Here is a 15,383-nt window from a genome sequence, read left to right as displayed (position 1 = left end):
GAAAAATGGGGCAGGAGAGAGAAATCATTAATAGCGAATTTAAAGATATGGACGAGATTGATACTGAAGAATCAGTTAAGCATAACTCTAAAGATAAAAATAGAAAAAGAAATGAATTAAAGTACAAAGACAAAAAAGTTCAAATATGGGTTAAGAAAGAGACTTTAGAGTACGAAAGAGAATTAACAACTTTACAAATTGAGTTATTAAAATTCCAAAATCATGTAAAAGAAAAAGGACTAAAAGTTCTAATGATTTTTGAAGGTAGAGATGCTGCGGGCAAAGGTGGTACTATCAAAAGAATTACAGAACATTTAAATCCTAGGGGTGCAAGAGTTGTAGCTTTAGAAAAACCAAGTGATATTGAAAAAACACAATGGTATTTCCAAAGATATACACAACACCTTCCAAGTGCAGGTGAGATTGTATTATTCGATAGATCATGGTATAACAGAGCAGGAGTTGAACCTGTAATGGGATTTTGTACTACTGAAGAACATCATGAATTCCTAAGAGAAGTTCCAGAATTTGAAAAAATGCTTGTTAAATCAGGTGTTATTTTAATGAAGTATTATTTCTCTGTTTCAAAAAAAGAACAAGCACTAAGATTCAAAAAAAGAGAAACAGATCCTTTAAAACAATACAAACTATCTCCTGTTGATATGGAGTCACAAAAGTATTGGGATAAATATACAATAGCTAAATTTTCAATGTTAATGTCATCTAATTCAGATATTTCTCCATGGACTGTAATTAGAAGTGATAATAAGAAAAAAGCAAGAATAAACTGTATTAAACATATTTTAAATCATGTGGAATATCCAGCAAAAGTAGAAGACGAAACAATAAAAGTGGATCGTAATGTACTAATTACAGGTACAGAAGAGATTGAAAATATGGAACAAGAAAATAAGTTTGCGAAGGCATAGTAGATGAATTTAAGCGATTTTGAAAAGACGAATTACAGTGGATTATATATCTCAAAAGCATCACATCCAATATTTGGTAAAAAATATATCGCAAGATTTCAGTTTGAGAGAAAACGATATGTTAAAGTATTAGGATATACAAAAAAAGATAACCTTACTAAAAAATCAGCATTAGACTTAATGAATATTTTTAAAGAATCAATAGTTGTAAAAAAAGAAGAGGAAATATCAAAACAAGTGTCAATTAATACAGATAGCCCAAATAATGAAGCATTAGCAAAAATAATTGAAGAGAATGAACAGTTAATTGAAATTCTTGGAGATTACAAAAAACTTGATCCTCAGGTTTTAAATGAAGGTATTCAAAAGATTTATGATTTAGAAGAACTAAAAAAATATCAAATTGAATTAATTAAACTTCAAAATTTCCTTGAGTCACAAAACAAAAGAATGATTATTATTTTTGAAGGAAGAGATGCTTCTGGAAAAGGTGGTGCTATTAGACGAATCACTAGATATATGAATAATAAGCATTACAGAATAGTAGCTCTTGGTAAACCAACAGATACTCAAAAAAATCAATGGTTCTTCCAAAGATATATTGAACATTTCCCTACTGGTGGAGAAATTGTACTATTTGATAGATCTTGGTATAACAGAGCAATGGTTGAACCAATTTTTGGATTCTGTACACAAGAAGAACATGAAATCTTTATGGAAGATGTTGTTAATTTTGAGCAAGATTTAGTAAGACAAGGAATGATTCTAATCAAACTTTATTTCTCTGTATCAAAAGAAGAACAAAAAAGAAGATTTGATAGAAGAATTGAAGATCCATTAAGACAATGGAAATTCTCAGAAGTAGATATGCAAGCACAAGATTTATGGGATGAATTCTCAGAGAAAAAATACGAAATGCTTAGACGTACGACTTCAAGATCAGCACCTTGGCATATTGTAAGATCTGATGATAAACATAAAGCAAGACTTGAAGCTATGAAAGTGATTTTAAATTCTGTTGATTATGATGGAAGAAATTATTCACTTGATTATGAACCAAATGAAGAAGTAAACATCTCTGTTCAAAGAGAGTTACTTCAAATGAGAAAATCTAAAAACTACTAATTCTAGAAAATTTTAGATTTACCATGGATTAATAGAATCATCTTCTTGCGATGATTCTATTTTTTTTAATAAAGAATTAGCTTTCTTTTTTTCTAATTGTTTTAACCATCTATTCTCTTCTTTATCTGACATCTCTTTTTTATTTATTTTTTGATCAGACTTTTTCTTTTCTTTATGCTCTTTTTTTTCTGCATCTTTTTTCTTGTTTTCTTTTTTGTTCTTTTTATTCTCTTTTGAGTCATTAGATTTTTCTTGTTTTTTATCTTCTTTTTTCTTTTTCTCTTGTTTTTTTTCTTTATTCTTTTTTTGACCTTTTTGATCTTTCTTCTTTTTTTCTTTTTTCTCTAAAGCTTTATTTACTGTGTCAAGATTTTCTTGTGTTTGTTTATCATTTTTTATTTTTAATGCTTCTTCATAAGATTTTTTTGCATTTTGTAAGTCATTACTTTTTGCATAGGCATTTCCAATATTATGTAATTTGTTAAAGTTTAGATTTCTATCTTCACTTTTAATATTTTTATATTTCTCTATAGCTTCTTTATATTTATTTTCTTTGTATAAAGAGTTTGCGAGATTGTATTGTTGTTCTTTTGAAGATGAGAGCTTTGAATACTCTTTTGTAGCATTTTGGTACTCTTTGGCTTTATAATCTGCATTAGCTTGCTCTATGGTCTGAAAATCAAATATAGAAGCATAAGTATCATTTGTTAAAAACAATGAGACAAATAAAACTAAAAAGAGACTATTAGATTTATTCCTAGAGAATCTAATTTTTGGAAGTGATGAAAATGCAAGTAATAATAAAAATATGCCAATAGCCAAAGGATAATAAAATAGTTCAGTATAAGTTTTATATTTCTTTGATTGAATATTCTCTTTTTTTGATGTTTTTAATATATCATTTAAAATTGCATTTATATCACTATTATTTATAGAATAATTTATATAACCACCATTAGTACTAAGAGCTAGCTTTTTTATATTTTCATTTACAGACAGAGTAACTATATCTCCATTTTTATTAGTTAGAAAATTTCCATCTTGAAGTTTTATTGCTGATCCTTCTTTTGAAGCAAGAGCTATAGTATAGACATTTATCTTATTTTCTTTTGCAAAATCTATTTCTTTTTCAAAATCTTTTTTATCACCACCATCTGTAAGTAATAGTAGATTTTTATTTGCTGAATTTTTTAGCAATTTATTTGTAACTTCTAAAGTTGAATAAATATTTGTACCATTATCAAAATTTGCACCTGTGTCTAAATTCTCAACTAGAATTTTTAAAGAATGAAAATCTTCTGTTAATGGAGATAAAATAAATGAAGACTTTGCAAATAGTATTACAGCAATAGCTGTATCTTTTGAATTCTCAATTATACTTAATAACTTTTTTGTAGCAAAATCTAATCTATTTGGATACAAATCAGTAGCAAGCATAGATTTTGAAACATCAATTGCAACAAGTAATGTATTAAGTTCTTGTTTAACTCTTTGCTCTTTTTCATTTGTAACTGGACGAGCCAGTGCAATTATCATGAATATAAGTGAAATAAAAAGTGTAATATTTCTAGCTTTCTTTGAAAAATATTGATTAGAAACTGATAACTTATCTAATGCTTCTTTTGAAAAATATTGTTCAAAATTGTTTCTTTTACTTATTAGTAAAAACATTAGCAATAATGCTGGAATTAGCATTAAAAAAAGTACATTTGTATAGATAAAACTCAAGATAACTCCTTTTAAAATAGTATTTTATTAAAGCCTTAGTAATTTTTAGCTAAAATCACGGCTAAAAATATAACAATCGGAGTGAATTTAATGGAATTTAACGCACAAAGAGTTGACGAAGCAAACGCTGTAATTTCTGCATCAATTGCTAAGGAAACTATCGAAAGTAACTTAGACAAAGTAGCGAAACAAGCTGCTAAAACTATGGATATCCAAGGTTTTAGAAAAGGTAAGGTTCCTGTTGCTGTTGTTAAGCAAAGATATGCTGATAAGTTAACTGAAGATGCTGAAGGTGAAGCATTAAGAGCTATTTTAGCAGATGGTTTAAAAGAATTAAACATTGCTAATGAAGACTTAATTGGTGAGCCATCAATTACTAAATATGACAAAAAAGAAGACGGTTCTGTTGAAGTTGAAGTAAAAGTTGCAACTAAACCAAATGTTGACTTAGGAGATTACAAAGCATTAATCCCTGCTGTTGAAGAAAAAACAGTTTCTGAAGACGAAGTTAACGCTAAGTTAGAAGAAATGGCTGGACAATCTGCACCATTAGTAAAAATTACTAGAAAAAGAATGGTTAGAGATCAAGATCACGCGGTAATCGATTTCGAAGGTTTCGTTGATGGTGTTGCATTTGAAGGTGGAAAAGCTGAGAAGTATCCATTACATGTAGGTTCTGGTTCATTTATCCCAGGATTTGAAGAGCAAGTAATTGGTATGAAATATGAAGAATCTAAAGATATCACTGTTACTTTCCCAGAAGAGTACCAATCAAAAGATTTAGCTGGTAAAGAAGCTGTATTTAAAGTAACTTTACATGAAATTCAAGAAAAAGCTGCTGCTGAATTAACTGACGAATTCGCACAAAAAATGCTTCCTCAAGAAGAAAATGTAACTATTGATACATTAAAAGAAAAAATTACTGAGCAAATCAAAAACGAAGTTAAAGCTAAATACTACAGAGAAGAATTAAAACCTGAGTACTTAAACACTTTAGTTGAAAAATTACAATTTGCATTACCATCTTCAGTAGTTGATCAAGAAGTTAACCACGCGTTAAACAACAAAGTAAGAACTATGAGCGAAGACGAAATCAAAGTATTACAAGAAGATGCTGCTAAAGTTGAAGAAATTAGAGAAGAATTAAAAGCTGAAGCTGAATCTTCTGTAAAAGCTACATTCATCGTAGATGCATTAGCTAAAGCTGAAGAAGTTGAAGTTTCTGATCAAGAAGTTACTCAAGTATTATACTTCGAAGCAATGCAAATGGGACAAAATCCTCAAGACGTATTAAAACAATACGAAGAAGCAGGATATTTACCAGCTATTAAAATGTCAATGATTGAAGAGAGAGTTATCTCTAAATTATTAGACGAAAAATTAGGTAACTAATCTAATAAAATATAGGATAAATAAATGAGTTATATACCATACGTAGTTGAGAAAAGCGGAAGAGGCGAGAGAAGTTATGATATCTATTCTAGACTTTTAAAAGATAGAATTATCATGTTAAGTGGAGAAATCAATGATCAAGTTGCTTCTACTGTAGTTGCACAATTACTGTTCTTAGAAGCAGAAGATCCAGATAAAGATATCTACTTATACATCAACTCTCCAGGTGGAGTTATCACTAGTGGTATGTCTATTTATGACACTATGAATTATATTAAACCTGATGTTTGTACTATTTGTATAGGACAAGCAGCATCAATGGGTGCATTTTTATTATCTTCTGGAGTTAAAGGTAAGAGATATTCTCTTCCTAACTCTAGAATTATGATTCATCAACCATTAGGTGGAGCTCAAGGGCAAGCTACTGATATTCAAATTCAAGCTAAAGAGATTCAAAGAATGAAAGACGGTTTAAATGCTATGATTGCAGAACAAACTGGTCAAGATATTGAAACTATTGAAAAAGACACTGATAGAGATAACTTTATGAGTGCGCAAGAAGCTTGTGAATACGGTTTAGTTGATGAAGTTATCGAAAAGCACAAATAGAGATAGATAATGATTAGAGAAGTTATTACTTATCCAAATAAATTACTTCGAACAAAGTCAGAAGATGTAATGGAGTTCAATGAAGAACTTCATACTCTTCTTGATGATATGTATGAAACAATGGTTGATCAAAGTGGAGTAGGTCTTGCTGCTATTCAAGTATCAATTCCTTTAAACATATTAATCATAAGTATTCCTGATGAAAATGACGTTCAAAATAAAGAAGAGTTAATTGAGGCAATTAATCCTGTAATTACTCACAAAGATGGCGAACAAGTTTTTACTGAAGGGTGTTTAAGTGTTCCTGGTTTTCACGAAGATGTTAAAAGAGCTCAACATATTATTGTTGAATATTTTAATAGAAATGGTGAAAAACAAACTATGGAATGTGAAGACTTTTTAGCAGTTGCTTGGCAACATGAGATGGAACATTTAGAAGGTCATTTATTTATTGAAAACCTATCTTTTTTAAAGAGAAAAAAATTTGAAAAAGAGTGGAAAAGAAGATTAAAAGATAAAAAGAAGTAGATTCTTTTTAGTCTTTTAATACCTACAGTAACTTAGAAAAAGAATTATATGTAATAGCTATAAGAAAGCTATTTGCAACTCCCCAAATTACCCAAAAAACAAGTTTTTCATATCCTGTAAAAAACAAATCTTTAAATCTTAGTGGACATGATACTGTCGCTAAAAATAAATATAATATACTTGCAATTGATAATGCAATTAAATTCCCTGATGTAAATACTATTGTAATAAATGATATAAAGGGAAAAAATATAGACATAGCAAAAAACTTACCATATAATTTTCTTTTTTTATCACCTTCAAAATATGTAACATTATGACCACAACTAGGGCATATTGTTCCAATTCTATCTAAAATTTCATGATTACATTCAGGGCAGTTTATAAGATTCATAATATATACTCCATTGTAAATTTAAGAGGATATTATATCTACAGTTTTTAAAGATTAGTTTTTAATAAAGATTATTTATAAGAGATTTTTAAAATAAGTGAAAAAGTAAGCAAATAGAGTTAAACTCTATCTACCTTCTTCTTTGTTCCATTGCCGATACAGATCTTCTGCTGCTGCAATTTCTTGTTTACTTGCTTTTCTTCTACAAGACATAAATCCTTGAGAACCATCACAAGATTCAAATGGATATACAGTTGCATATACCCAGTAGTATCCACCACTTTTAGTGGCATTTTTAACGTAACCTGTCCAAATTTGACCTTTTTGTACTGTATCCCATAAAGATTTAAAGGCCTTTCTTGGCATATCTTTATGTCTAACCATACTATGAGGTTGATCTAGTAATTCATCTAAAGTAAATTCTGCGATGTTACAAAAGTCATTATTTGCGAATTTGATAATACCTTTAGAATCAGTCTCACTAACTAAAAAAGCATAATCATCTAATACTGTTTCTTGTCCTGCTGCCATCTTCTATCCTTTAGAATTTCTTATTTTGTGCATCTGTAACTAATTGGTTAGCCATTTCAGATACTTCATTTGAAATATTAGTTGTTTGGTTTGCTTCACTTGCATTTTCTTGAGTAACTCTATCAAGCATAGTAATTGCATCATTGATTTGTTCAATACCAGTCATTTGTTCTCTTGATGAAGAACTTACATCTTCAATGATTCCAATTGTTTCAGAGATATGAGTATTTAAAGTTTCATAACCTTTAATCATTTCATCTGAAATGTTTTTACCTTCATTAGCTTTTGTATTTGCATCTTCAACTAAGTCTTTAATCTCTTTAGCCGCTTCCGCTGATCTTGATGCTAAGTTTCGTACTTCTTGTGCAACTACTGCGAAACCTTTTCCAGCTTCACCTGCTGTTGCTGCTTCAACTGCTGCATTTAATGATAGAATATTTGTTTGGAATGCAATTTGATCAATAACAGTAATTGCTTCATTAATAGAAGAAACTTTTGTATTAATTTCTTCCATAGACTCAGCTGTTTTAGAAGCTAAATCTTGACCATTTGTAACTGCTGATTTAACTGTTTGACCTAAAGTTGCCATTTTTGTTGCATTTTGAGCATTATTTCTAGTAATTGAAGTAATCTCTTCAACTGCAGCTGAAGTCTCTTCAAGTGATGCTGCTTGTTCATTAGCTTTTGCTGCAAGGTTATGCATTGAGTTTTTCATAATAGAAGCATTGTTTTCTAAACTTTGACCATTTTCAAAATTAGATTTAGCAGAGCTTGCTAGTGAATTACCAAGTGAATTTACACTTGTAACTACTTCTAACATAGTATCTTTTAGTTTTGGGTTTACGTTAACTTGTGAAGTAAAATCATCATGGGCATAAGAATTAACAACATTTTTTAAATCAGTCATATCATTTTCTACTGAATTAAGCATTTGATTAATTGTACCTTTTAGAGTGTGAATCATTGGGTTAGTTGTATTACTTTTAATTCTACAATTGTATGTACCTTGTTCAACTTTGTCTAGGTTTAATACAGTCTCACCTAATACTTTCATATCAACTTTTATTTGATCTTCTGTAGATTGTATTAATTGATTCCACTCATTAAACATTCTGTCAACTTTTGCATTTCCAGTTGATTCGACATATTCAAACTTATTTTTTCTGTATTGTACAAGTTCAACAAATTGCTTAAAGTATGCATTAATTATTTCTAACTGAGCATTTGATACTGATCCAAACATATTCTCCCCTTTGATTATATTCAATTATCTTACTTCTGTATTAAATATATATTTAAAATGTATAATATAATATTATTTTTTATATTAAAAATATATTTAAAATGACATAAATATATAGAAAAAATGACAATTTTTTTCCTTTGATTAAATAATTCAAAAAATTAGTAATATTAATTACTAATTTAGTTATTTTATAAGAAATAAAGATAAAATACTGTAGAAAATTATTTTATTGGATTGTTTATGAAATATATAAAATCAGCGTCATTAGATTCTTTAGATGCTTTATGTGTCAATGTTGAAGCTACATTTACAAAAGGTTTGCCATCGTTTACAATTGTTGGTTTGATTTCAACAAGTATTAGTGAGTCGAAGGAGAGAGTAAAGTCAGCATTATTAACAAATGATTTTAAGTTTCCTCCTTTGAAAATAATTGTAAATCTTTCCCCTTCTGAAATAAAAAAGAAAGGTTCCCATTTTGACTTATCAATTGCTTTGCTTATTTGTTTATACAATGAAAAAAATATTAATCTAGAAGATTATTATATTTTTGGTGAATTAGGATTAGATGGAAAAATTAAAGATACATCATCTATTTTTCCCATTGTTTTATCCCTAGCAAAACAAAAGGAAATTAATTCTATTTTAGTATGTGAAAACACTGCAAAAAAAATATCAAAAATACCTAATCTTAAAATATATGTAATAAAAGATATTTCTTCCGCAATTGATTTTTTTAAGTCAGATGATAAAGAAAAATATAGATTTAAAAAAGATGAAATGACCTTTGATAAAATCACTATCAAAAATGAAGAATTTTACTTTGATAATAAATATGATGAAGATTTCTCAGATATCTTTGGTCAAGATATTCCAAAGTTTGCAGCCTTAGTTAGTGCTGCAGGAAACCATAATTTGCTTATGGAAGGAAGTCCTGGCTGTGGAAAATCAATGATTGCTAAAAGATTGAAATATATAATGCCTCCAATGAGTTTGGATGAAATACTAGAAAAAGCTAAACTTCAAGCTTTAGATTATAAAGAAGTTGATTTTATTCCACAAAGAAGTTATAGAGCACCTCATAATAGTAGTACTAAGTCTTCAATATTTGGAGGAGGAAGTTCAAATGCTAAAATAGGTGAGATTGCATTATCAAATAATGGAATTCTATTCTTTGATGAATTGCCTCACTTTTCAAAATCTGTTCTTGAGGCTTTACGTGAACCTTTAGAAGATAATAAAATTTTAATATCAAGAGTAAATACAAAAACTACCTATGACACAAAGTTCACTTTTATATCTGCAATGAATCCATGTCCTTGTGGAAATTTACTTTCAACTGTAAAAGAGTGTAGATGTAATGAAATGGAAATTCAAAGATATAAAAATAGGCTTTCTGAACCATTTTTAGATCGTATTGATTTATATGTAGTTATGAATGATAGTTTTAAAGACAATAAAAATAAAGTTAGCTCAAAAGAGTTACATGAGAGTGTAATAAAAGCTTTTATTGTTCAAAAAGAAAGAGGACAAATAGAGTTAAATGGAAAATTAAGTGATAAAGAGATTAAAAAATATTGTGTATTGGATGATACATCTTCAGAATTATTAGAAAAAGCAATTGTAAATTATCAATTATCTTTTAGAAGTATAAACAAAGTTTTAAAAGTTGCAAGGACAATTGCTGATTTAAATGGTAATGAAAAAATAGAAAAAACAGACCTACTAAAAAGCCTAAATTTTAGAAGAAGATAATGAATTTATTTGTATTACCACTTTGTAAACACAAAAATGGTATTATCTCTTTTAATTAAATAAGCTAAAGAAATAGCTTGAGGAGAAAAATTAATGACTAAATGTGGTTATGTATCTGTTGTAGGTCGACCAAATGCAGGGAAAAGTTCACTGCTTAACTGGCTTGTAGGTGAAAAAATTGCGATGGTATCACACAAGGCGAATGCAACAAGAAAAAGATCAAATATTATAGTTATGCATGAAGATGACCAAATCATCTTTGTAGATACACCAGGTATTCACGAAACAGAAAAACTTATAAATCAGTTTATGTTAGAAGAAGCCTTAAAAGCGATGGGTGATTGTGATTTAATTCTTTTCTTAGCCCCAGTTACTGATAAATTAACACATTATGAAGACTTCTTAGTAAAAAATAAAAAGAATGTAAAACATGTTTTATTACTTACTAAAATCGATAATGTAAGTAATGAAGAAGTTTTAGCAAAAATGAAAGAATATGAAAAGTTCTCAGATAGATATGAATCTGTTATTCCAGTTTCTATTAAAAAAGCTACAACTCATGCTAATATTTTAGACAGTGTAGTTAAACATTTACCAGAACATCCATATTTATTTGATCCTGAGATCATGACTACTGAACACTTAAGAGATATCTTTAAAGAGTTTATTAGAGAATCAATTTTTGATAATATTTCAGATGAAATTCCTTATGAAACAGATGTTTTAGTAAATAAAGTAGAAGAAAAACCAGGGGTTGATGTAATCAAAGCAACTATCATTGTTCAAAAAAGTACTCAGAAGGGTATGATTATTGGAAAAAATGCTAGTGCAATTAAAAGAATTGGTAAAGATGCTAGATTAAAAATCGAAAAATTAACAGGTAGAAAATGTTACCTAGAATTATTCGTTTCAATCAAAAAAGGTTGGACAAAAAATAAGCAAGGTCTTAAAGATCTTGGTTATGATATCGAATTATAGGAAGTCTTTACTTCTTATAATTTAATAAATACTTACAAATAATAATTAATATTATTATTTAAACTAACTTCAAATATAAATCATATAAAATAATTTTTAAAATTATAAAAGTTATTTAATGATTGCCAAATCCCAAGATATAAATACTGTTTTAATAGATGTTAATGAAGAAATAAAACAAAACAATTTAAGAAAATTTATTCTTACTTCTTTGAGTTTAGAAAATATTGAACTTAAGCAAGAGAATTTATATACTTCTTATTTATATAAATCTAATAAGTACCAAGTATTTATTTTTGATAAAAAGTTCTCATTTTTAGAACTAGATATATTCCAATGTTTTTATGAGAATAAAAGTGATTCTATTGATATTTTTTTATGTGATGAGTTTTTTGTACTTTATGTAAATCAAGAGTTTTATTATTATCAAAAACTAAACTATGAAATCAATAATGAAGACTTAGTAGAATATATTCACAAAAATCTAAATTTAAAAGTAGACAATATTTATAAGATCTCTTTAGATAAAAGAGAAGTATTAAAAAATAAATATATAGAGTCTTCTTTAAAAACAAAACTAATAAATATATCAGAAATAAAAAATAAAAGTTTTACTTTTTTTGTGAGTTTTGTACTTCTTTTAGTAGTATCAATTTCAGTTTATTTATATTACTTATATAGTGTAAAAGATAATCTTTTATTGAATATAAATATTCAGAATAAAAACTCTTTTTTAGACTATAAAAATAAACATAAATACAAGTACTTAGATGACGATATAAAATATTTATTAACAAAGCTTTCAAAAAATGATTTAATCTTAAATGAGTTTATATATAAAGAAAATAGATTAGAACTCTCTTTTTTCTCAAAAAACAGAAATAGTATTTATTCTTTTTTAGATACTTACAAAGATAAATTAGATGGAAACTCTATTGAATTTATTAAAGATAAAAAGGTTTATGTTTGTAATGCGAATATTAAAACATTTAGAAAATAGTTTTATTAATAGTTCATTTAAAGTAAAAGTAGAACTATATTTACTAGTTTTTATTCTATTTTCTTTGATTATTTATAATATACCACTTCTTTTTAATAATGATAAAACTCTTACAAAATCTATTAGTTATAAAATAGAGGAGTTTGATAAATCTCTTTTAGATATGAATAAAAATATAGAAGAATATACAAGTGTCAAAAGAATAAAAATAAATTCAATGAATAATGAAAGAAAAGAGATACTTATTAATTGTACTTTATCTTTAAATAAAATAAAAGACTTTGTATCTTTTTTAGAAAATATAAATACATACTCAAATATAAAAAACTTATCCATAGACAAAAATAAACAATCAAAAAAATATAATTTAGAAATTACAGTTAGTTTTGAAAAGTATTTTTTTAAGACGCCAAACTCTAAAGAGACAGTAAAAAAGAGTAAATCTAAGAAGTTTAAATTAAAAGCAATTATTGATAAAACAGTGTTAATAAATAATAAGTGGTTAGAACTAGGTGAATATATTAGTGATTATGAATTAATTGTTATTTCTAAAAATAGTGTAACTTTATCTTTTGATGACAAGAAAATAAAACTAAAGGTTTATAAAAATGACAAATATCAGGAATACTAAAATTGACTATTCATTATTTGATATTGAGGAAAAAGAGTATTTTGAAAACTCTTTAGTTTTGCCATATTTTGAAGATGATATTTCAATTCATTTTATTGTTTGTAAAGAGTCAAAACTTTTAGATATAAAATCTAGAATTAAAAAATTAGTTAAGTTCAAAGAAGTAAAAAAAGAAGATTTACAATTTTTATTATCTCATATAAATGAAAAGATAGAATTATTTAATCTTGCTAATAAAGCTATATGTTTTAATGCTTCAAGTGATAAGTTTGTACAAGAGTTCATTTATACATTATTAAGCTTCTCTATTGAGCTTAGAGCTAGTGATATTCACTTTGAACAATATTCTGAGTCTATACTATTTCGTTTTCGTATAGATGGAAGATTAAATACATTTTTTACCTTTGATATTAAACTCTTTAAAATTCTATCGTCTTATTTAAAACTATTATCAAACTTAGATATTACTCAGTTTAGATTACCAATGGATAGTAGGTTCTCACTAATAGTAAAAAATAAAAACTATGATTTTAGATTATCAACAATGCCTACTTTAGAAGCTGAATCTATTGTAATTAGAATACTTGATAATAAAAATGTTAGTAAGTCTTTAGATTCTCTTGGATTATCTTCTTCTATATATAAAGAGATTGTAAGCTCATTGAAATTAACCCAAGGTTTAATACTAATTACTGGTCCCACTGGTTCAGGTAAAACAACTACTTTATATTCAATGTTAAAAGAATTAAAATCAAATGAAAAGAAAGTTATTACAGTTGAAGACCCCATTGAGTATAAAATAGAATCTATATCACAAATACAAGTGAATAATAAAATAGGTTTAAATTTTGAGTTAATTCTAAAAAATATTTTGAGACAAGATCCTGATATTATCTTCATAGGAGAAATACGTGATAAGTTCTCTTTAGATATTGCACTACAGGCCTCTTTAACTGGACATTTAGTATTAGCAAGTATTCATGCTAATAGTAGTATTGAAACAATTACTAGACTGTTTGATTTAGATGCAGATCCTTTTTTAGTTTCTTCTACATTAAAACTAATAATCTCTCAAAGATTAGTTTTGAGTTTTTGTAAATACTGCGATTCTAAAGGTTGTCAAAAGTGTAACTATACAAAATATTATGATAGAACCTGTATTGCTGAAACTCTTAAAGTAGATGAAAATATATCTTCTATGATTTTTAGAAAAGAAGATTTAAATACAATGAAAAAATATCTAAATGAAATAAACTTTCAAACAATATTTGATGATGGAATAAAAAAAGTCAATAATGCTGAGACTTCAATGGAAGAAGTTTATAAAGTAATTAATCAATGATTAAAACTTACAAAATCACATATCAAGAAAATAATAAAAAGAAATCTTTATTAATAAATACAGAGAATATAAAAAATGAAACTTTACCATTGAATATTTTGAATATCAAAGAAGTTTCAATAAAAAAGAATATAAATATTTTTTCAAAGAAAAAACAAATTTCAAATAAAGATTTAAATTTACTTTTTTATGAACTTAATATTATGGTTCAATCAAATATAGTATTTACAGAAGCTTTAGATATTTTAATAAAAAATAGAAAAAATGAAATAATAAAAGAATTTTTAATAGATATAAAAAACTCTTTTACAAATCTAAAACCCATAACAAAAGCTTTAGAAAAATATGAAGTAGATGAGATGGTATTCTCTTTTTTAGAGTTATGCCAAAGTAGGGGAAATATAAAACTAAATATTAAAGCACTTAATATTTTGCTCCATGAAAATGCAAGAATAAAAAATGATTTTAAAAAAGCTATTAGTTATCCAATTACCTTGCTTATTAGTTTCTTCTTATCTTTAAATATGATTTTTTATTTTGTTATACCTAATTTTAAATCAATATTTAGTGGCAATATGGAAGCCCTTCCATTATCAACAAAAGTTTTATTTTTTGTACATGATATATATTCTAATTACATTTTATTCATATTGCTTTTTTTAATTATTCTTAGTGTTTTATTATATGTATATTATAAAAATAATGAAAAAATGCAATATTATTTTGATGAATTTATAGTCAAAAAACTCTATTTATTCAAAGATATTTATCTCTCTTCCCAAGCTTATAAACTCTTTTTAGTTTTGGATATTATGCATAAATCTAATTATGAGTTTCATAAAGCTCTTATTTCCTCAAAGGTTTTACTAAAAAATAAATACCTTTTAGATAGAATTACGCTAATTGAGAATCTATTGGAAAATGGTAAAACTATTAATTATTCTTTTAGTGAAGCTTTAATATTTGATGATTTAGTATTAAATCTTATAAATACAGCAGAAGTATCTAATTCTTTAGATATCACGATAGTTGAAATAAAAGAAATTTACAAGAATAGATTTGAAGAAAAAATAAAATTTTTAATATCAATCATAGAACCTATATTTATAGTCCTATTAATGGGCTTGATTTTATGGATCGTTTTAGCAATATTTGTGCCAATTTGGGACATGGGCAATATGATTAAATCATAAAGGGA

General features: G+C 26.5%; 15 protein-coding genes. 11 read left to right on the top strand and 4 right to left on the bottom strand.

Annotation, left to right across the window (positions count from 1 at the left end):
* Positions 1-5: 5 nt before the first annotated feature.
* Both ppk2 (ALEK_RS13740) and ppk2 (ALEK_RS13735) read left to right on the top strand, forming a co-directional pair.
* A complete protein-coding gene (gene ppk2 / locus ALEK_RS13740; protein WP_071627009.1) occupies positions 6-929 on the top strand; it encodes a polyphosphate kinase 2 in 924 nt (307 codons plus the stop codon).
* Positions 930-932: 3 nt separating this feature from the next.
* Positions 933-2,054 (top strand): polyphosphate kinase 2, encoded by a 1,122-nt coding sequence (ppk2, locus tag ALEK_RS13735; protein ID WP_071627010.1) that lies wholly within the window; start codon positions 933-935, stop codon positions 2,052-2,054.
* 18 nt (positions 2,055-2,072) lie between these two features.
* On the opposite strand, the gene ALEK_RS13730 is transcribed toward ppk2 (ALEK_RS13735), so the two are convergent.
* Positions 2,073-3,782, bottom strand: a complete 1,710-nt coding sequence (locus tag ALEK_RS13730) for a vWA domain-containing protein (protein ID WP_071627011.1) — start codon at positions 3,780-3,782, stop codon at positions 2,073-2,075.
* 90 nt (positions 3,783-3,872) lie between these two features.
* On the opposite strand from ALEK_RS13730, the gene tig reads away from it, so the two are divergent.
* Genes tig through def form a run of 3 tightly spaced genes read left to right on the top strand, consistent with a single transcriptional unit; the run spans position 3,873 to position 6,311 of the window.
* Entirely contained in the window at positions 3,873-5,174 is a 1,302-nt protein-coding gene (gene tig / locus ALEK_RS13725) for a trigger factor (RefSeq protein ID WP_071627012.1), read from the top strand.
* A 24-nt stretch (positions 5,175-5,198) separates the two neighbouring features.
* Positions 5,199-5,783, top strand: coding sequence for an ATP-dependent Clp endopeptidase proteolytic subunit ClpP (clpP, locus tag ALEK_RS13720; RefSeq protein WP_071627013.1), 585 nt, complete (start codon positions 5,199-5,201; stop codon positions 5,781-5,783).
* 9 nt (positions 5,784-5,792) lie between these two features.
* On the top strand, positions 5,793-6,311 hold the full coding sequence (gene def / locus ALEK_RS13715; protein WP_071627014.1) for a peptide deformylase: 519 nt from the start codon (positions 5,793-5,795) through the stop codon (positions 6,309-6,311).
* Between the two features lie 22 nt (positions 6,312-6,333).
* On the opposite strand, the gene ALEK_RS13710 is transcribed toward def, so the two are convergent.
* The 3 genes from ALEK_RS13710 to ALEK_RS13700 all read right to left on the bottom strand — a co-directional run bounded on the left by ALEK_RS13710 (position 6,334) and on the right by ALEK_RS13700 (position 8,479).
* Entirely contained in the window at positions 6,334-6,705 is a 372-nt protein-coding gene (locus ALEK_RS13710) for a hypothetical protein (protein ID WP_170073331.1), read from the bottom strand.
* A 126-nt stretch (positions 6,706-6,831) separates the two neighbouring features.
* A complete protein-coding gene (locus tag ALEK_RS13705) occupies positions 6,832-7,236 on the bottom strand; it encodes a PAS domain-containing protein (RefSeq protein ID WP_071627016.1) in 405 nt (134 codons plus the stop codon).
* A 10-nt stretch (positions 7,237-7,246) separates the two neighbouring features.
* On the bottom strand, positions 7,247-8,479 hold the full coding sequence (locus tag ALEK_RS13700) for a methyl-accepting chemotaxis protein (RefSeq protein WP_083574655.1): 1,233 nt from the start codon (positions 8,477-8,479) through the stop codon (positions 7,247-7,249).
* Positions 8,480-8,722: 243 nt separating this feature from the next.
* Here ALEK_RS13700 and ALEK_RS13695 point away from each other — a divergent pair, with 243 nt between their 5' ends.
* From ALEK_RS13695 to ALEK_RS13670, 6 genes are all read left to right on the top strand, one after another.
* Positions 8,723-10,234: a YifB family Mg chelatase-like AAA ATPase gene (locus tag ALEK_RS13695; RefSeq protein WP_071627017.1), complete on the top strand. Its 1,512-nt coding sequence runs from the start codon at positions 8,723-8,725 to the stop codon at positions 10,232-10,234.
* Between the two features lie 93 nt (positions 10,235-10,327).
* Positions 10,328-11,212, top strand: a complete 885-nt coding sequence (era, locus tag ALEK_RS13690) for a GTPase Era (protein WP_071627018.1) — start codon at positions 10,328-10,330, stop codon at positions 11,210-11,212.
* A 118-nt stretch (positions 11,213-11,330) separates the two neighbouring features.
* Positions 11,331-12,212 carry a hypothetical protein gene (locus tag ALEK_RS13685; protein ID WP_071627019.1) on the top strand — a complete coding sequence of 294 codons (882 nt, stop codon included), beginning with the start codon at positions 11,331-11,333 and terminating at the stop codon, positions 12,210-12,212.
* Positions 12,184-12,843 (top strand): hypothetical protein, encoded by a 660-nt coding sequence (locus ALEK_RS13680; protein ID WP_164072440.1) that lies wholly within the window; start codon positions 12,184-12,186, stop codon positions 12,841-12,843. The genes ALEK_RS13685 and ALEK_RS13680 overlap by 29 nt, the downstream gene beginning before the upstream one ends.
* Complete coding sequence (locus tag ALEK_RS13675; protein WP_071627021.1) at positions 12,821-14,185, top strand: GspE/PulE family protein; 1,365 nt, start codon at positions 12,821-12,823, stop codon at positions 14,183-14,185. Before ALEK_RS13680 ends, ALEK_RS13675 begins: the two co-directional genes overlap by 23 nt.
* Positions 14,182-15,378, top strand: coding sequence for a type II secretion system F family protein (locus ALEK_RS13670; protein WP_173424152.1), 1,197 nt, complete (start codon positions 14,182-14,184; stop codon positions 15,376-15,378). The genes ALEK_RS13675 and ALEK_RS13670 overlap by 4 nt, the downstream gene beginning before the upstream one ends.
* Positions 15,379-15,383: the final 5 nt, after the last annotated feature.

Source organism: Poseidonibacter lekithochrous (genome assembly GCF_013283835.1).
In the GTDB taxonomy this organism is placed as follows: domain Bacteria; phylum Campylobacterota; class Campylobacteria; order Campylobacterales; family Arcobacteraceae; genus Poseidonibacter; species Poseidonibacter lekithochrous.
Note: the sequence above shows the minus strand (reverse complement) of the source record. Positions and strands in the feature narration are given on the sequence as shown.

Coding starts and splice junctions, on each gene's coding strand:
- ALEK_RS13675 (WP_071627021.1), top strand. CDS start 12,821: ATGACAAATATCAGGAATACTAAAATTGACTATTCATTATTTGATATT.
- era (WP_071627018.1), top strand. CDS start 10,328: ATGACTAAATGTGGTTATGTATCTGTTGTAGGTCGACCAAATGCAGGG.
- ALEK_RS13695 (WP_071627017.1), top strand. CDS start 8,723: ATGAAATATATAAAATCAGCGTCATTAGATTCTTTAGATGCTTTATGT.
- tig (WP_071627012.1), top strand. CDS start 3,873: ATGGAATTTAACGCACAAAGAGTTGACGAAGCAAACGCTGTAATTTCT.
- ALEK_RS13705 (WP_071627016.1), bottom strand. CDS start 7,236: ATGGCAGCAGGACAAGAAACAGTATTAGATGATTATGCTTTTTTAGTT.
- clpP (WP_071627013.1), top strand. CDS start 5,199: ATGAGTTATATACCATACGTAGTTGAGAAAAGCGGAAGAGGCGAGAGA.
- ALEK_RS13670 (WP_173424152.1), top strand. CDS start 14,182: ATGATTAAAACTTACAAAATCACATATCAAGAAAATAATAAAAAGAAA.
- ALEK_RS13680 (WP_164072440.1), top strand. CDS start 12,184: ATGCGAATATTAAAACATTTAGAAAATAGTTTTATTAATAGTTCATTT.
- ppk2 (WP_071627010.1), top strand. CDS start 933: ATGAATTTAAGCGATTTTGAAAAGACGAATTACAGTGGATTATATATC.
- ALEK_RS13700 (WP_083574655.1), bottom strand. CDS start 8,479: ATGTTTGGATCAGTATCAAATGCTCAGTTAGAAATAATTAATGCATAC.
- ALEK_RS13685 (WP_071627019.1), top strand. CDS start 11,331: ATGATTGCCAAATCCCAAGATATAAATACTGTTTTAATAGATGTTAAT.
- ppk2 (WP_071627009.1), top strand. CDS start 6: ATGGGGCAGGAGAGAGAAATCATTAATAGCGAATTTAAAGATATGGAC.
- def (WP_071627014.1), top strand. CDS start 5,793: ATGATTAGAGAAGTTATTACTTATCCAAATAAATTACTTCGAACAAAG.
- ALEK_RS13710 (WP_170073331.1), bottom strand. CDS start 6,705: ATGAATCTTATAAACTGCCCTGAATGTAATCATGAAATTTTAGATAGA.